General features: G+C 59.9%; 14 protein-coding genes, 1 tRNA gene and 3 riboswitches. Of the genes, 9 read left to right on the top strand and 6 right to left on the bottom strand.

Annotated features, from left to right (window positions below; genetic code table 11):
- Window positions 1–7: 7 nt before the first annotated feature.
- Window positions 8–140, top strand: a riboswitch (glycine riboswitch).
- A gap of 45 nt (window positions 141–185) precedes the next feature.
- From gcvT to B9Z48_RS05790, 5 genes are all read left to right on the top strand, one after another.
- Complete coding sequence (gene gcvT / locus B9Z48_RS05810; RefSeq protein ID WP_108377634.1) at window positions 186–1,325, top strand: glycine cleavage system aminomethyltransferase GcvT; 1,140 nt, start codon at window positions 186–188, stop codon at window positions 1,323–1,325.
- A 117-nt stretch (window positions 1,326–1,442) separates the two neighbouring features.
- Window positions 1,443–1,808 (top strand): glycine cleavage system protein GcvH, encoded by a 366-nt coding sequence (gene gcvH, locus B9Z48_RS05805; RefSeq protein ID WP_089961700.1) that lies wholly within the window; start codon window positions 1,443–1,445, stop codon window positions 1,806–1,808.
- Between the two features lie 244 nt (window positions 1,809–2,052).
- Window positions 2,053–4,959, top strand: coding sequence for an aminomethyl-transferring glycine dehydrogenase (gene gcvP / locus B9Z48_RS05800; protein WP_108377473.1), 2,907 nt, complete (start codon window positions 2,053–2,055; stop codon window positions 4,957–4,959).
- 38 nt (window positions 4,960–4,997) lie between these two features.
- Window positions 4,998–5,088: riboswitch (glycine riboswitch) on the top strand.
- Window positions 5,089–5,109: 21 nt separating this feature from the next.
- A riboswitch (glycine riboswitch) is annotated at window positions 5,110–5,211 on the top strand.
- A 63-nt stretch (window positions 5,212–5,274) separates the two neighbouring features.
- The gene (locus B9Z48_RS05795) at window positions 5,275–6,534 is read left to right on the top strand and encodes a D-amino acid dehydrogenase (RefSeq protein WP_108377472.1); all 1,260 of its coding nucleotides are present in this window, start codon (window positions 5,275–5,277) and stop codon (window positions 6,532–6,534) included.
- A 2-nt stretch (window positions 6,535–6,536) separates the two neighbouring features.
- Window positions 6,537–7,019, top strand: coding sequence for a GNAT family N-acetyltransferase (locus B9Z48_RS05790; protein ID WP_108377471.1), 483 nt, complete (start codon window positions 6,537–6,539; stop codon window positions 7,017–7,019).
- A 194-nt stretch (window positions 7,020–7,213) separates the two neighbouring features.
- Here the strand turns inward: B9Z48_RS05790 and B9Z48_RS05785 are convergent.
- From B9Z48_RS05785 to cysS, 6 genes are all read right to left on the bottom strand, one after another.
- Window positions 7,214–7,306 (bottom strand) — tRNA-Ser (locus tag B9Z48_RS05785).
- 17 nt (window positions 7,307–7,323) lie between these two features.
- The gene (locus tag B9Z48_RS05780; RefSeq protein ID WP_089961709.1) at window positions 7,324–8,586 is read right to left on the bottom strand and encodes an aspartate kinase; all 1,263 of its coding nucleotides are present in this window, start codon (window positions 8,584–8,586) and stop codon (window positions 7,324–7,326) included.
- 147 nt (window positions 8,587–8,733) lie between these two features.
- The gene (tilS, locus tag B9Z48_RS05775; RefSeq protein ID WP_108377470.1) at window positions 8,734–9,678 is read right to left on the bottom strand and encodes a tRNA lysidine(34) synthetase TilS; all 945 of its coding nucleotides are present in this window, start codon (window positions 9,676–9,678) and stop codon (window positions 8,734–8,736) included.
- Between the two features lie 28 nt (window positions 9,679–9,706).
- Entirely contained in the window at window positions 9,707–10,681 is a 975-nt protein-coding gene (locus tag B9Z48_RS05770; RefSeq protein ID WP_089961716.1) for an acetyl-CoA carboxylase carboxyltransferase subunit alpha, read from the bottom strand.
- A 45-nt stretch (window positions 10,682–10,726) separates the two neighbouring features.
- Window positions 10,727–11,377 carry a DNA-3-methyladenine glycosylase gene (locus tag B9Z48_RS05765; RefSeq protein WP_108377469.1) on the bottom strand — a complete coding sequence of 217 codons (651 nt, stop codon included), beginning with the start codon at window positions 11,375–11,377 and terminating at the stop codon, window positions 10,727–10,729.
- Complete coding sequence (gene cysS, locus B9Z48_RS05760) at window positions 11,374–12,750, bottom strand: cysteine--tRNA ligase (protein ID WP_089961853.1); 1,377 nt, start codon at window positions 12,748–12,750, stop codon at window positions 11,374–11,376. The genes B9Z48_RS05765 and cysS overlap by 4 nt, the downstream gene beginning before the upstream one ends.
- A 242-nt stretch (window positions 12,751–12,992) precedes the next feature.
- Between cysS and B9Z48_RS05755 the strand changes: the two genes are divergently transcribed.
- The 4 genes from B9Z48_RS05755 to B9Z48_RS05740 all read left to right on the top strand — a co-directional run bounded on the left by B9Z48_RS05755 (window position 12,993) and on the right by B9Z48_RS05740 (window position 15,595).
- A complete protein-coding gene (locus tag B9Z48_RS05755) occupies window positions 12,993–13,499 on the top strand; it encodes a tetratricopeptide repeat protein (RefSeq protein WP_089961725.1) in 507 nt (168 codons plus the stop codon).
- Between the two features lie 116 nt (window positions 13,500–13,615).
- Window positions 13,616–14,248, top strand: coding sequence for a peptidylprolyl isomerase (locus tag B9Z48_RS05750; protein WP_108377633.1), 633 nt, complete (start codon window positions 13,616–13,618; stop codon window positions 14,246–14,248).
- A 4-nt stretch (window positions 14,249–14,252) separates the two neighbouring features.
- A complete protein-coding gene (locus B9Z48_RS05745) occupies window positions 14,253–14,759 on the top strand; it encodes a peptidylprolyl isomerase (protein WP_089961733.1) in 507 nt (168 codons plus the stop codon).
- Between the two features lie 11 nt (window positions 14,760–14,770).
- The gene (locus B9Z48_RS05740; protein ID WP_108377468.1) at window positions 14,771–15,595 is read left to right on the top strand and encodes a UDP-2,3-diacylglucosamine diphosphatase; all 825 of its coding nucleotides are present in this window, start codon (window positions 14,771–14,773) and stop codon (window positions 15,593–15,595) included.
- Window positions 15,596–15,630 lie beyond the last annotated feature (35 nt).

The raw sequence follows: 15,630 nt of genomic DNA, 5'->3' as shown, positions 1-15,630 counted from the left end.
ATCAAGGCGTTACCTCACTGGAGAGAGGTGCCGGGCCATCGGGCCACGGCATCCACCGAAGGAGCAACCCGCAGAACGTTTGGCTTTTGGGCTGAAGGTTACCGGCGAATCTCTCAGGTAAAGCGGACAGCGAGGGCAAGCGCCACAGCATGTGCTGTGGTTTTTCATTGCCCTTGGAGTTTTTTGTGACCGCTGCTGCCGACCTGCTCACTACCCCTTTGAACGCACTGCACACCGAGTTGGGCGCCCGCATGGTGCCTTTTGCGGGTTACAGCATGCCAGTGCAATACCCGGCAGGCTTGGTGGCTGAGCACCACCACACCCGCTCTGCCGCTGGCCTGTTCGACGTCTCGCACATGGGCCAGTTGTGCCTGAGTGGGCCGGATGCCGCAGCCGCCTTCGAGAGCCTGATGCCCGTGGATGTGATGGGCCTGGGCGTGAACAAACAGCGCTACGGCCTGTTGCTCAATGACGCTGGCGGCATCATCGACGACCTGATGTTCGTGAACCGCGATGTGGCCAACGGTGGCGACATTTTTGTGATCGTCAACGGTGCCTGCAAACACGGGGATTTGGCCCATATCCAAGAGCGCATTGGCAACCGCTGCACCATCACGCCGCAATTTGACCGCGCCTTGCTGGCACTGCAAGGCCCGCAAGCGGTGACCGCCTTGCAACGCCTGTTGCCCGGTGTGGAAAAACTGGTGTTCATGACCGGCGCTGCCTTTGAAGTGGACGGCGCAGACCTGTTCGTGACGCGCAGCGGCTACACCGGCGAAGACGGTTTTGAAATCTCCTTGCCCGCCCACGCCGCCGAGGCCTTTGCCCGCCGCCTGCTGGCCCAGCCCGAGGTCAAGCCGATTGGCCTGGGTGCCCGCAACTCGCTGCGCCTGGAAGCCGGGCTGTGCCTGTATGGCAACGACATCGACACCACCACCACCCTGGTCGAAGCTGGCCTGAACTGGGCCATGCAAAAGGTGCGCCGCACAGGTGGCGCGCGGGCGGGCGGCTTTCCGGGTGCCGACAAGATCCTTTCACAGCTCAACGGAACATCCCCGGCACAGCGATTGCGTGTGGGCCTGGTGGGCCTGGAGCGCGTGCCGGTGCGCGAGCATGTTGAACTGCACAACGACGCCGGTCAAAAAGTGGGCGAAGTCACCAGCGGCCTGCTCGCCCCCACAGCCGATCAGCCCGTGGCGCTGGCCTATGTGCAGGCAGAATATGCGCCAGCAGGCACACGCCTGAACGCCATGGTGCGCGGCAAAGCCGTGCCCATGGAAGTCAGCGCCCTGCCCTTCGTGCCCAACCGCTATTTCCGCGGCTAAAGGCTCATTGAATCGTTAATCGGGGTCAGATCCCAATTAAATCCACACACCCGTCCAAGCCAAACAATTGGGATCTGACCCCGATTTAATTTCCAAACACACACCAGGAGCCCCCTCATGATCAAGTACACCGAAGACCACGAATGGTTGCAAATTGACGGTGACACCGCCGTCGTCGGCATCACCCACCACGCGCAAGATGCGCTGGGTGATGTGGTGTTTGTAGACCTGCCCGAAGTGGGCAAGTCTTTTGCGGCCAAAGAAGTGGCTGGCGTGGTCGAGTCGGTCAAGGCCGCCGCCGACGTTTACATGCCCGTGGACGGCGAAGTCACCGAGGTGAACGAAGAGCTGCGCGGCGACCCATCACTCGCCAACACCGACCCGCTGGGCAAAGGCTGGTTCTTCAAGGTCAAGTTAAGCAACCCGGCGCAAACCGATGCCCTGCTGGACGAGACGGCTTACAAGCAGTTTTCTGCTGGCTGAGTGACCTGTTCACTGAAGACTAAGTGAGCAGTTTTTGTGTTTTGTCACCCCGGACTCGATCCGGGGTACATCTCCTCAAGAGCACCACAGCACCCATTTGACGACATGCGTGCTCGATCAAGTCAGGCATGACAAAACCACAACGCACTCACCCCAAAGAACCCCAACAGAACGCGTAAATATCCAGAACCTTGGGCAAATGGCACACCGTGCCACTTGCCGAATGTTTTAACCGGAGCCACACATGCTGATGTCCACCCTTAAACCCTTGGCCGAACTCGAAAACCCGTCCGAATTCATTGCCCGCCACATTGGCATCAGCGGTGCAGACGAGCAGCACATGCTCAGCGTGATCGGCGAGGCTTCGCGCCGCGCCCTGATCGAGTCCATCGTGCCGCGCAGCATCGCCCGTGCCCAGGCCATGGACTTGCCCGCCCCAGTGACCGAGGCAGCGGCGCTGGCCGAACTCAAAAGCATGGCGCAGCAAAACCAGTTGCTCAAGAGTTTCATCGGCCAAGGCTATTACGGCACACACACCCCCGGCGTGATCCTGCGCAACATTCTGGAAAACCCCGCTTGGTACACCGCTTACACGCCCTACCAGGCCGAGATTTCACAAGGCCGCATGGAAGCGTTGGTCAACTTCCAGACCATGGTGACCGACTTGACGGCCATGGACATCGCCAACGCCTCCATGCTCGACGAGGCCACGGCCGCCGCCGAGGCCATGACGCTGGCCATGCGCACCGTCAAAAGCAAGAGCCGGGTGTTTGTGGTGTCTCGCGCCTGCCATCCGCAGACCATTGAGGTGATTCAGACGCGTGCCCAACCGCTGGGCATTGAGGTACTGGTGCCGCAAAGCGCCGACGCCTTCACCGCTGCGCTGAACGCTGAGCACTTTGCCGCACTGGTGCAGTACCCCTGCAGCACCGGGCTGGTGGAAGACCTCAGTGGCTACGCAGCCCAAAGCCATGCGCAATCCGCCGCCCTGATCGTGGCCGCCGACATGCTGGCCCTCACGCTGCTCAAGGCCCCAGGCGAAATGGGTGCCGACATCGTGGTCGGCACCACGCAACGCTTGGGCATGCCCATGGGCGCAGGCGGACCTCATGCCGCCTTCATGGCCTGCCGCGACGCCTACAAACGCTCCTTGCCAGGCCGACTGGTCGGCGTGAGCGTGGACGTGCATGGCAAACCCGCCTACCGCCTGGCCCTGCAAACCCGCGAACAACACATCCGCCGCGAAAAAGCCACGAGCAACATCTGCACCGCGCAGGTGCTGCCTGCCGTGGTCGCCAGCATGTACGCCGTGTACCACGGCCCCGAGGGCTTGAAGCGCATTGCGCGCCGCGTGGCGACTTACACCGCGATCTTTGCGCAAGGCCTGCAGACCTTGGGCTTCAAGCTGCGCAAAGAAACCGCCTTTGACACCGTGTGGATCGCCATCGGCGAATCCTCGGCCTCGCTCATCGAACGGGCCCGGCAAGCGGGCATGAACCTGCGCAAGGCTTGCGACAAGAGCGTGTCGATCTCGCTGGACGAGACCACCACGCGCGAGGACATCCACGCCCTGTGGCAAGTGTTCGCCGCCGAATCAGCCAACCCGGGCCAATCTCTGCCCAGCTTCGATGCGTTTGAAAAAGGCGTCGAGCCGCTGATCCCAACCGAGCTGCGCCGCAGCAGCGATTTCCTCACGCACCCTGTGTTCAACCGCTACCACTCCGAGACCGGCATGCTGCGCTACATCCGCCAGCTGTCCGACAAAGACCTGGCGCTGGACCGCAGCATGATTCCGCTGGGCAGCTGCACCATGAAGCTCAACGCGACCAGCGAGATGATTCCCATCACCTGGCCCGAGTTTGCCCATGTGCACCCATTTGCCCCGGCTGATCAACTCAAGGGCTACGCCCAGCTGGACCAGCAGCTGCGTGACTGGCTGTGCCAGGCCACCGGCTACAAAGGCATCAGCCTGCAGCCCAATGCCGGATCACAAGGCGAATACGCGGGCCTCCTGGTCATTCAGGCCTACCACCGCGCCCAAGGCCAGGGCCACCGCAACATCTGCCTGATCCCGTCCAGCGCGCACGGCACCAACCCGGCCAGTGCTCAAATGGTCGGCATGCAAGTCGTCGTCACCAAGTGCGATGAAAACGGCAACGTGGACATGGCCGACCTGCAGGCCAAGTGCGAGCAGCACAGCGCCAACTTGGCCGCCGTGATGATCACCTACCCCAGCACACACGGCGTGTTCGAGACGCAGGTCAAGCAGCTCTGCGAACTGGTGCACCAACACGGTGGTCGTGTGTACGTAGACGGCGCGAACATGAACGCACTGGTGGGTGTGGCCGCCCCCGGCGAGTTTGGCGGTGACGTGAGCCACCTGAACCTGCACAAGACTTTCTGCATTCCGCACGGCGGTGGCGGCCCCGGCGTCGGCCCCGTGTGCGTGGTGGAAGACCTGGTGCCTTATCTGCCGGGCCACGCCACAGGCGGCGTGCCGGTCAACGGTGTGGGTGCCGTGAGCGCAGCGCCGCTGGGCAATGCCGCCGTGCTGCCCATCAGCTGGATGTACTGCCGCATGATGGGCGCAGAGGGCCTGAAGCACGCGACCGAGTCGGCCATTTTGGCGGCCAACTACATCAGCAAGCGCCTCAGCGCCCACTACCCCACGCTCTACGCCAGCGACAACGGCCATGTGGCCCACGAGTGCATCCTGGACCTGCGGCACTTCAAGGAAAGCTGCGGCGTGATGGCCGAGGATGTGGCCAAACGTTTGATGGACTATGGCTTTCACGCGCCCACGCTGAGCTTCCCTGTGGCCAACACCCTGATGGTCGAGCCCACCGAAAGCGAAACACTCGAAGAGATTGACCGTTTCATCGACGCGATGATCGCCATCCGCGAAGAGATCCGCCAAGTCGAAACCGGCGCCTGGCCACAAGACAACAACCCGCTGAAACACGCGCCGCACACCGCAGACAGCCTGCTCGGCAGCGAATGGGCCCGCCCCTACAGCCGAGAGATCGCTGCCGCGCAAGCCCAACGCGTGCCGGCCAGCGTGAAATACTGGCCGCAAGTGGGCCGGGTCGACAACGTCTACGGCGACCGCAACCTGTTTTGCAGCTGCATCCCGGTGGGCGACTACGCCTGACCCACACACGAAGGAAGACCACCGCTTCAAACCAAAAAAATCCCGCATCGGGAGAGACTGTCAACCGCAGACAGCGCCGAAGGAGCAACCGCCCCGGAAACTCTCAGGCCAAAGGACCGATGCAGGCTGGCCCCCATCTCCGGATGAGGGGCCACACACTCTGAAGAGCGATCCCGGTTCGTCACCGGGGTCCACCGCAGGAGCAAGCCTCATCCGAGGTGAATCTCTCAGGTTTCAAACAGAGGGGGTCATGCCGCGCACATTCGGTGCGCAGCGTGTCCACCTGTTTGAGACGTTTTGAAGAGAAAACTCCTTATGAAAAAGCACATCGTCATCATTGGTGGCGGCATCACCGGCGTCACCTCCGCCTACGCCCTGGCCCAACAAGGCATTCAGGTCACCCTGATCGAGAAAAACCGCTACCCCGGAATGGAAACGTCTTATGCCAACGGCGGACAGTTGTCGGCCTCGAACGCCGAAGTCTGGACCCACCCGTCAACCATCATCAAGGGCCTCAAGTGGGTGCTCACGAGCGATGCGCCGCTGCTTATGAACCCCGCCCCCACTTGGCACAAACTCAGCTGGATGGCCGAGTTTGTGGCCGCCATTCCCAAGTACAAAGACAACACCATCGCCACGGCCCGGCTGGCCATCGAGTCGCGCGAACATCATTTCGCCTGGGCCAAGGCCGAAGGCATCGACTTTGACCACAAGCGCGAAGGCATCTTGCACATCTACCGCGACAAAAAAGGCTTTGACCACGCAGGCCAAGTCTCCAAGCTGCTGGCCCAAGGCGGCCTGCCGCGCCGCGCCGTGACGCCCGACGAAATGAAAGCCATCGAGCCGACCCTGCAAGGTCAGTACTACGGCGGATACTTCACCGAAAGCGACTCCACCGGCGACATCCACAAGTTCACCTTTGGCTTGGCCAAAGCCTGCGAACGCCTGGGCGTGAAGTTCCTCACCGAGCACGAAGTGCTGAACGTGCAGTCCGATGGCCAAATCGCCAGCGTGCAGGTCAAGCACCAAGGCCAAGTGGACACCTTGACCTTTGACGGCATCGTGGTCTGCGCCGGTGTGCACGGCCGCCGCTTGGCCGCGCAGCTGGGTGACCGCCTGAACATCTACCCTGTCAAGGGCTACTCGATCACCGTGGGCCTGAATGACGCCGCCAGCCAGGCCGCGGCACCGCAGGTCAGCCTGCTCGATGACGAAACCAAACTGGTCACCAGTCGCCTGGGCGCAGACCGTTTCCGCGTCGCGGGCACGGCCGAATTCAACGGCATCGACCTGGACATCCGCGCCGACCGCATCAAACCCTTGGTCAACTGGGTCAACGACTGCTTCCCCGGTGTGGACACGCGCCGCGCCGAGCCCTGGGCTGGCCTGCGCCCCATGATGCCCAACATGTTGCCACGCGTCGGCGCAGGCAAAAAAGCCAACGTGTTCTACAACACCGGCCACGGGCATCTGGGCTGGACACTGAGCGCCATCACCGCGCACCAATTGGCTGGCCATGTGATGGCCGCTATGCAGGACAATGTGCGCTCCTTCATGACCCCTGTCACCGCCTGACCATGCCACTTCACATCCTGCCCGTTGATTACCAAAACCCCACCCACCGCAACGCGCTGGTGATGCTGCTGGACGCCTACGCCCAAGACCCCATGGGCGGCGGCGAAGCACTGGCGCAGGATGTGAAAGCGCGGCTGTGCGATGACTTGGCCGCACGCACCGATGCGGCCAGCTTCATCGCCTGGCTGGACGATGCGCCTGTGGGCTTGGTCAACTGCATCGAGGGATATTCGACCTTCAAAGCAAAGCCCTTGATGAACATCCACGACATCGCCGTGCTGCCGGGTCACCGGGGCGCGGGCGTCGGTCAGGCTTTGCTGGCAGCCGCCGAACAACACGCCAAAGAACACGGCTGCTGCAAGCTCACGCTGGAAGTGTTGACCGGCAACGCGCGGGCCTTGAAGAGTTATCTCGGATTTGGCTTTGAGCCTTATGCGCTGGACCCGGCAGCGGGCCAGGCCAGCTTCATGCAAAAGTGGCTTTGAACAGCGCAGACTTGCCCATTGGTTGATGTTCCACCCATGGTGCGATTCAGACACCGCGGGTTGCACAAAAAAATCAGCTTGACCCAAGAAGGCTGATGGAGTTGTTTGTCCGATCAGACGGGGTCGGCTGAACCCAATTCCAAACACCACAAAAGAAAAAACCCCAAGTAGATCAACTACTTAGGGTTCAGTCTTGGCGGAAACGGAGGGATTCGAACCCTCGATGAGGCTCTACACCCCATACTCCCTTAGCAGGGGAGCACCTTCGGCCACTCGGTCACGTTTCCAATGCGTAAATTATAGCTCAGGCTTGGTCCAGATCGAAGGCTTTGTGCAAGGCACGCACTGCTAATTCCATGTATTTTTCATCGATCACGACCGAAGTCTTGATTTCGGAGGTTGAAATCATCTGAATGTTGATGCCTTCTTCACTCAAGCTGCGGAACATCTTGCTGGCCACGCCCACATGGCTGCGCATGCCGATGCCAACGATGGACACTTTGCAAATCTTGGCGTCGCCCAACACTTCGGCTGCACCCAATGAAGGCAGTACTTTTTCCTTGAGCAAATCAATGGTCTTGGCGTAATCGTTGCGGTGCACCGTGAAGCTGAAGTCGGTCTTGCCGTCTTTGCTCAGGTTCTGGATGATCACATCCACTTCGATGTTGGCGTCGGCCACAGCGCCCAGGATTTGGTAGGCAATGCCGGGCTTGTCGGGCACGCCCAACACGGAAATTTTGGCTTCGTCGCGGTTGAATGCGATGCCGGAAACGACGGCTTGTTCCATTTGTTCGTCTTCCTCAAAAGTGATCAGGGTGCCGGATGCGGCTTCTTCGTTGATGTCGATGTCCCAGGGCGTGAAGCTCGACAGCACGCGCATGGGCACTTTGTATTTGCCTGCGAACTCCACCGAACGGATTTGCAGGACTTTGGAGCCGAGCGATGCCATTTCGAGCATTTCTTCAAAGCTCACGGTGTGCAGGCGACGGGCTTCAGGCACGACGCGGGGGTCGGTGGTGTAGACGCCGTCCACATCGGTGTAGATCAGGCATTCGTCGGCTTTGAGCGCAGCAGCCACAGCCACGGCTGAGGTGTCGGAGCCGCCACGGCCCAGCGTGGTGATGTTGCCCTGGTCGTCCACGCCTTGGAAGCCGGTGATGATCACAACCTTGCCCGCGTTCAAATCACCGCGAACTCGCACATCATCAATCGATTCGATGCGGGCTTTGGTGAAAGCGCTGTTGGTCTTGATGGGCACTTGCCAGCCTGCATAGCTGACCGAAGGCTGGCCTTCGGACTGCAAGGCAATGGCCAGCAGGGCCGACGAAGCTTGCTCGCCGGTCGAGGCCAGCATGTCGAGTTCGCGGCTGTAGTCGTTGCCCGGTTTGGCGGGGGCGAGCTCCTTGGCCAAGCCGAGCAGGCGGTTGGTTTCGCCGCTCATGGCGCTGGGGACCACCACGATCTGGTGGCCAGCGCGGGCCCACTTGGCCACGCGCTTGGCGACATTGCGAATGCGCTCGGTGGAGCCCATCGAGGTGCCGCCGTATTTGTGAACGATCAAAGCCATCTTGAGTGTTTAAGTGATAAAAAAACTGGGCAACAGGTGTCTGTTTTCACTGCTGCGAGCATCGGACAAACCCTAGATTGTACCCATCGGCCTGACATCTTCTTGACCTGCTCATGCAGGCCTGCTGGCCATCAAGCCCAGCAGGGTTCAGGCCCTTGTCCAAGACAGGTGGCTGGCTTGACGCAGCACAAAGCCTTGCCCCACTTTCAGGTGCAAGCGATGCCCACGGGTGGTACAGGCCGCCACTTGGTCGAGCAACTCGTGCAGCTGCGCAGTGCTGGGCGTGGTGGCGTGGTGTTGCCTCAACCAGTGTCGCAGCACCAAGGCTTGGCGGGCACGGCTGAGTTGCTGCAAAGCCTGGATGCGTGGTGGCACGCCCACCTGCGTCAAATCTTGCGCAGCCACCTCGTTCAAGACCTCTTGGGCCTGTGCTGCGTGGGTGGCGCTGCGGGCAAATGTGGCGCGAAAAGCAGGCAACGCTTTGGACAAAGCGGGCAGTACTTGGGCGCGAATGCGGTTACGGGTCAAGTGCTCGTCCGTGTTGCTGGGGTCTTCAACCCAAGTTTGCCCTTGGCTTTGCAGCCAATCACGCAGGGCCGCACCCGGCACAGCCAACCAAGGGCGGTGCCAGTTCAAGCCCTGTCGCTGCCAGTGCGCCGGCATGCTGGCCAACCCCGGCAAACCTGCGCCGCGAGACAAAGCAATGAGCAGGGTTTCAATTTGGTCGTCCGCGTGCTGGGCCAAAGCCACATCACGCACCTCGGGCCATTCGGTTTGTACCGCCTCGGCCAGCGCCAAGTAGCGGGCCTGGCGGGCTGCATCTTCTGGGCTTTGACCGGGGGCATGAGCAGCCTGAACCCGGCGCACCGCCAAGGGCAAGGCCAATGTCTTGCAAAGTGCTCGGCAGTGCGCCTCAAAACCATCGGCGGCCTCTTGCAAGCCATGGTGGATGTGCACCGCCCTCACCTGTCCTGGCCAACGTCGTTCACAGGCCAACAGCAGCGCGGTCGAATCGGCCCCACCGCTCAAGGCCACAGCAAAAGGAAGGCCCGGGCTGAAATCAGCCAGGGCCTGATCAAGGTTGGGGTTCATGCAAGCGACTCGTCAACCCCCAGCGCACTCACTTGGCTGCTTTGGTATCGGTAAAACGGCCGTAGCTGTTCAGTCGCTCGTAGCGACGCTCCAGCAGTTCCTTGGGTTTGAGGTCGGCCACTTGACGCCATGCATCCCCCAAAGCACGCTTGAGGAAAGACACCATTTGAGCGGTGTCGCGATGCGCCCCACCCACAGGCTCATTGACGATTTTGTCGACCAGACTCAAGGCTTTCAAGCGGTGCGCGGTGATGCCCAAGGCTTCGGCGGCCACTTCGGCTTTCTCGCTGGTTTTCCACAAAATGGAGGCGCAACCCTCAGGGCTGATGACCGAGTAGACCGAGTACTGGAGCATCAAGACTTGGTCGGCCACAGAAATGGCCAATGCACCGCCAGAGCCACCTTCGCCAATGATGGTGGTGATGATGGGCACTTCGAGTTGGGCCATCTCGAAAATGTTGCGGCCAATGGCTTCGGACTGACCACGCTCTTCGGCGTCAATGCCAGGGTACGCGCCGGGTGTGTCAACAAAAGTAAACACTGGAAGCTTGAATTTTTCGGCCGTCTTCATGAGGCGCAGGGCTTTGCGGTAGCCCTCGGGCTTGCTCATGCCAAAGTTGCGCAAAGTTCGCTCTTTGGTGTCTCGTCCTTTTTGCTGGCCCAGCACCATGCAGGCTTGGCCATTGAAGCGGGCCAATCCACCCACAATGGACAAATCATCGGCAAAGTGCCGGTCACCATGCATCTCGACAAAGTCGGTGAAGATGCCTTGGATGTAATCGAGCGTATAGGGGCGCTCCGGGTGGCGAGCGATTTTGGTGATTTGCCAAGGCGACAAATCACTGTAAATGTCCTTGGTCAGCTGATGACTTTTTTTGCTCAGTTGATCGATTTCGAGGGTGATGTCCACCGCCGACTCGCTTTGCACATAGCGCAGCTCTTCGATCTTGGCTTCGAGTTCGGCAACCGGCTGCTCAAAGTCGAGAAATGTTTTTTTGGCCAAGTTTTACTCCTTGTTCATAACCGGGTGGACGCCACGTCCACCCCCTCAATACGCCACGGGAACAGGGTCCAGCGAGCGCCAAATATACCAAGTCGCCACGGTGGCGTAAGGACTCCAGGCCTGAGCTACCTCTCGCGCATCGCTGCGGCTGACCGGCTCACCTGAAAAATAATTGCGGCTGATGCCGTTGATCAAACCCACATCATCGAGTGGCAAGACGTTAGGGCGCATGAGGTAGAAAATGAGAAACATCTCGGCGGTCCAACGGCCAATGCCTCGAATGGCCACCAACTCGTCAATGATGGCCTCGTCGTCCATCTCGTTCCACGCTTTGACGTGCACGGTGCCGGAGCTGAAATGCACCGCCAAGTCCACCAAATACTCCACCTTGCGGGCCGACAAACCGGCCGCACGCATGTCATCGACTTTGAGCTTGAGCACGGCGGCAGGGGTCATGCGCTTGGGCAAGGCCGAAAAACGGTCCCACACCGATTGAGCCGCCTTGACAGAAATTTGTTGGCCCACGATGGACCGGGCCAAAGTGACGAAGGCATCGCCCCGGGTTTCCAAAATGGCATCGCCAAACTGGGGAATCAGTTTTTTCATGACCCGGTCTTTATCGGCCAGGTGCGCGCAGGCCTCGGCCCAATAGGCGGGCGTCACGGGTGTCAAATCTTTGCTGTTCAAAACAGTCACTGCGCCGACTCCCAAGTCGTTCCCGCAGCAGAGTCTTTGAGCACAATGCCTTGGGCCAGCAAATCGTTGCGAATGCGGTCAGCTTCGGCAAAATTTTTGGCCTTTTTGGCGTCGGCTCGTGCCTGAATCTGCGCCTGAATGGCCGCTTCATCCAAACCCGCACCGGATTGCAGGTAAGCCGTGGCGTCGGTTTGCAGCAAGCCCAGCAAGCCGCCCAAGGCTTTGAGCAAGCCCGAACGCTCGGCCGAGCCGCTGCGGTTGACTTCGCCTGCCAACTCAAACAGCACGGCCACCGCCTCGGGCGTCCCAAAATCTTCGTCCATGGCGGCCTTGAATCGAGCAGCCAAAGGGTCAGCCCAGTCGATGGACACTGTTGCGGGCGGCACAGCTTGCAAGGCGGTGTACAAGCGCTTCAAAGCGCCTTTGGCGTCATTGAGGTGCACATCGCTGTAATTGAGCGAGCTGCGGTAGTGGCTGCGCACAATGAAAAAACGCACCGTCTCGGCATCGAATTCTTTGAGCACGTCACGGATGGTGAAGAAGTTGCCCAAGCTCTTGGACATTTTTTCGTTGTCCACATTGATGAAGCCGTTGTGCATCCAAAAGCGGGCCAAGAGCTGGCCGTTGGCGCCTTCGCTTTGGGCGATCTCGTTTTCGTGGTGCGGAAACTGCAAGTCGGCACCGCCGCCGTGGATGTCAAAGGTCTGCCCCAGCAGCTCGCAAGCCATGGCCGAGCACTCGATGTGCCAACCGGGTCGGCCCGTGCCAAAGGGGCTGGCCCATTTCACGTCGTCGGGCTCGGTGGGTTTGGCGCTCTTCCAGAGCACAAAGTCCAGCGGGTCGTTCTTGTCGGTCTCTACGGCCACACGCTCGCCAGCATTCAGCTCGTCCAGCGACTTGCCGGACAACTTGCCGTAACCGGCAAACTTGCGCACCGAATAATTCACGTCGCCATTGCCCGCCCGGTAGGCCAGGCCTTTTTGCTCCAGCGTGCCGATCATGCTGAGCATTTGGGGCACAAAGTCGGTGGCCCGGGGCTCGTGTTGGGGGCGCTCAATGCCCAGGGCGTCCGCGTCTTGGTGCAAAGCGTCGATCATGCGGTCGGTCAGGTGGCGGATGGTTTCACCGTTTTCCAAGGCACGCTTGATGATCTTGTCATCGATATCGGTCACATTGCGCACATAAGTGACTTGGTAACCACTGGCCTTGAGCCAGCGCTGCACCACGTCAAAAGCGATCATGGAACGGGCGTGCCCCAAGTGGCAAAGGTCATAAACCGTCATGCCACAAACGTACATTCGCACATGGCCGGGCTCGGCAGGCGTGAAATCGGAAACAGCACGGCTCAGCGTGTTGAAAATGCGCAGACTCATGTCAAACCACAAAAATTATCGGAAATGAGAACACCGGATCAAACCACCTTGGCACAGGCGCATTGGACCGGAAAAAGCGTTCTAAAAGGCCGCAGTGAAGCTGTGCGGCGAAGAAGTCTCGGGCATGGGGCTGACCCAGCGCTCCGTTACAATGACCCTTCAGTATATCCCCGACCTGCGGCCCCCTGCAGCACTTTGCAGCCATCGGACCCGACACCTACACACCCTTTGTTTTGGCTTGCATGCGACATTTGCTCACACTGACTTGGATGGGTGCCCTGCTGGCATTCAGCACGCATCTGCGCGCCGACATTTACACCGATGTTGACGCCCTGGTGCGCAGTGGACAATGGCAAAAAGCCCAGGCACTGGCCAATCTTCGGCTCCAAACTGCTCCTACAGACCCGCAAATGCGCTTGCTGCAAAGCCATATTCAGGCAGGTTTGGGACAAACCCAGGCGGCAATCCAGACCCTCAAGGCGTTAACGCAATCTTTTCCTGAGTTGGCCGAACCCCACAACAATCTGGCCGTGCTCCTGGCCCAAGACAACCGTCATGAAGAAGCGCTTGAGTCCTTGCAAGCAGCCATCAAGGCACGCCCCGACTATGCTTTGGCACTGGAAAACTTGGGTGATACCCATTTGGCACTGGCCGCCCAAGCCTATGCACAAGCCCTGAAATCGGGTGCGCCTGCGGCCAGGTTGCAAGGCAAAAAACTGGCCACCGAGCAAACCCTGAAAACACCTTGAACGACACCCTGGACCTTGGCAACCACATGACCCAGACCGCACTCGCCCCCCAGCTGCACCAACGCAGACTGACCACATGGGCCGCATTGGCCTTTGTTTTGGCCTCGCTTGCCCCCATGGCAGCCCCAGCACAAACCGTTGGCAGCACAGGCAACACCACCAAAGTCCGCATCAGCACCAGCATGGGTGATATAGACGCTGAACTCTATGCCGACAAGGCCCCCAAAACCGTGGCCAACTTTTTGCAATATGTGAACGACAAGCACTACGACGGCACGATTTTTCACCGCGTGATTGCAGGCTTCATGGTGCAAGGGGGCGGTTATGACGCGCAATACAAAGAAAAGAAAACCCGCGCCCCGGTGCCACACGAAGGACGCCAATCTCTGGCCGCAGGCCTGAAAAACATCACCGGCACGCTGGCCATGGCACGCACCAACGACCCGCAATCGGCCACCGCTCAGTTTTTCATCAATGTGGTGGACAACGCATTTTTGGACCCCACGCCCATCCCCGATGGCGATCCCGTGGCCAAATTCCAATACCAAGGCCGCGTTTACGAAAACGTGGCCCGCGCCCAGCTGCTGGGTGCACCCCAACTGTATGGTTACACCGTTTTTGGCAAAGTCACGTCCGGCATGGACGTGGTCCAAAAAATCAGGACCACCCCCACCGGTGCGGGCGGTCCTTTTCCCGCCGATGTCCCCCGGACACCGGTCCTCATTCAATCCATCACTTTGTTGAAGTAACACCATGAGCAACCCCCAAGTCGAACTGCACATCACTGGCTACGGCGTCATCACCCTCGAACTCGATGCGGAAAAAGCCCCCAAATCCACCGCCAACTTCCTGTCCTATGTGAACAAGGGCCACTACAACAACACCATTTTTCACCGTGTGATTCCGGGCTTCATGATTCAAGGCGGAGGTTTTGAACCTGGCATGAACCAAAAGCCCACCGATGCCACCATCGAAAACGAAGCCAACAACGGCCTCAAAAACAACGAGTACACCGTGGCCATGGCCCGCACCTCGGCCCCTCACTCGGCCTCGTCACAGTTTTTCATCAACGTGGCGGACAACGGTTTTCTGAACCACACGGCCCCTTCCATGCAAGGCTGGGGCTATGCCGTGTTTGGCAAAGTCGTCAGCGGCACCGAGGTGGTCGACCAGATCAAGGGCGTGAAAACCGGCAACAAGGGCGGTCACGGCGATGTGCCTAAAGAAGACGTGGTGATCGAAAAGGCCGTCGCCCTCTGATTGACGACGCCATGCCCAACGGGTCAGCACCCGACGCCCTCAAGCTCGGGCACTTGAGGGCTCCGGCAACTTGGCAATGCGTGGACCTGATCTCGGACCTGCACCTGCAGTCTGCCGAGACGGCCACCTTCGAAGCTTGGCGACATTTCATGCACACGACCTCAGCGCAGGCGGTCCTGATTTTGGGCGACCTGTTTGAAGTCTGGGTGGGTGATGACGCGGTGGACAGTGACCCCTTTTTGCAGGCCTGTGCGGACACTTTGCGCCAAACCACTGAGCGCATCACCGTGGGCTTCATGCCTGGCAACCGGGACTTTTTGCTTGGGCAAAACTTTTTGTCCAGCTGTGGGGTGCAGGCCCTGAGCGACCCCACTGTGTTGGAATGGGGCGATTTGCGCCTGTTGCTCAGCCATGGCGACGCCTTGTGTGTGGCCGATTTGGACTATCAACGCTTTCGCATGCAAGTGCGCAGCGACGATTGGCAGCATGCCTTTTTGGCTCAACCGTTGCACGAGCGTTTGCGCTTGGCCCGTGCCATGCGCATGCACAGCGAATCGCAAAAACGCAGCGATGCGGTCTATGCCGATGCAGACACCGCGACCAGCCTGGCTTGGTTAAAAGCCGCCGACAGCCGCCACCTGATTCATGGCCATACCCACCAAGCTGCTGACCATTCCTTGTTGGAAACGCCCCACACCCTGCGCCAAGTGTTGAGCGACTGGTCACTCGACCACACCCCCCTCAGGGCGCAGGCGCTGAGACTCTGGGCAAATGGCCAAACTGAAAGGGTTGACCTTGCACCCAAAGAGCAAGCCACCCGGCCACTGATGCGATAACCAGCCCTTTGGAAGAGGGCCTGGTCATCAGCACA

Origin of the sequence: Limnohabitans sp. WS1, assembly GCF_003063265.1 — a bacterium.
Classification (GTDB): Bacteria; Pseudomonadota; Gammaproteobacteria; order Burkholderiales; family Burkholderiaceae_C; genus Limnohabitans_A.
The sequence above is the reverse complement of the archived record's forward strand: the minus strand, read 5'-3'. Positions and strand labels throughout refer to the sequence as shown.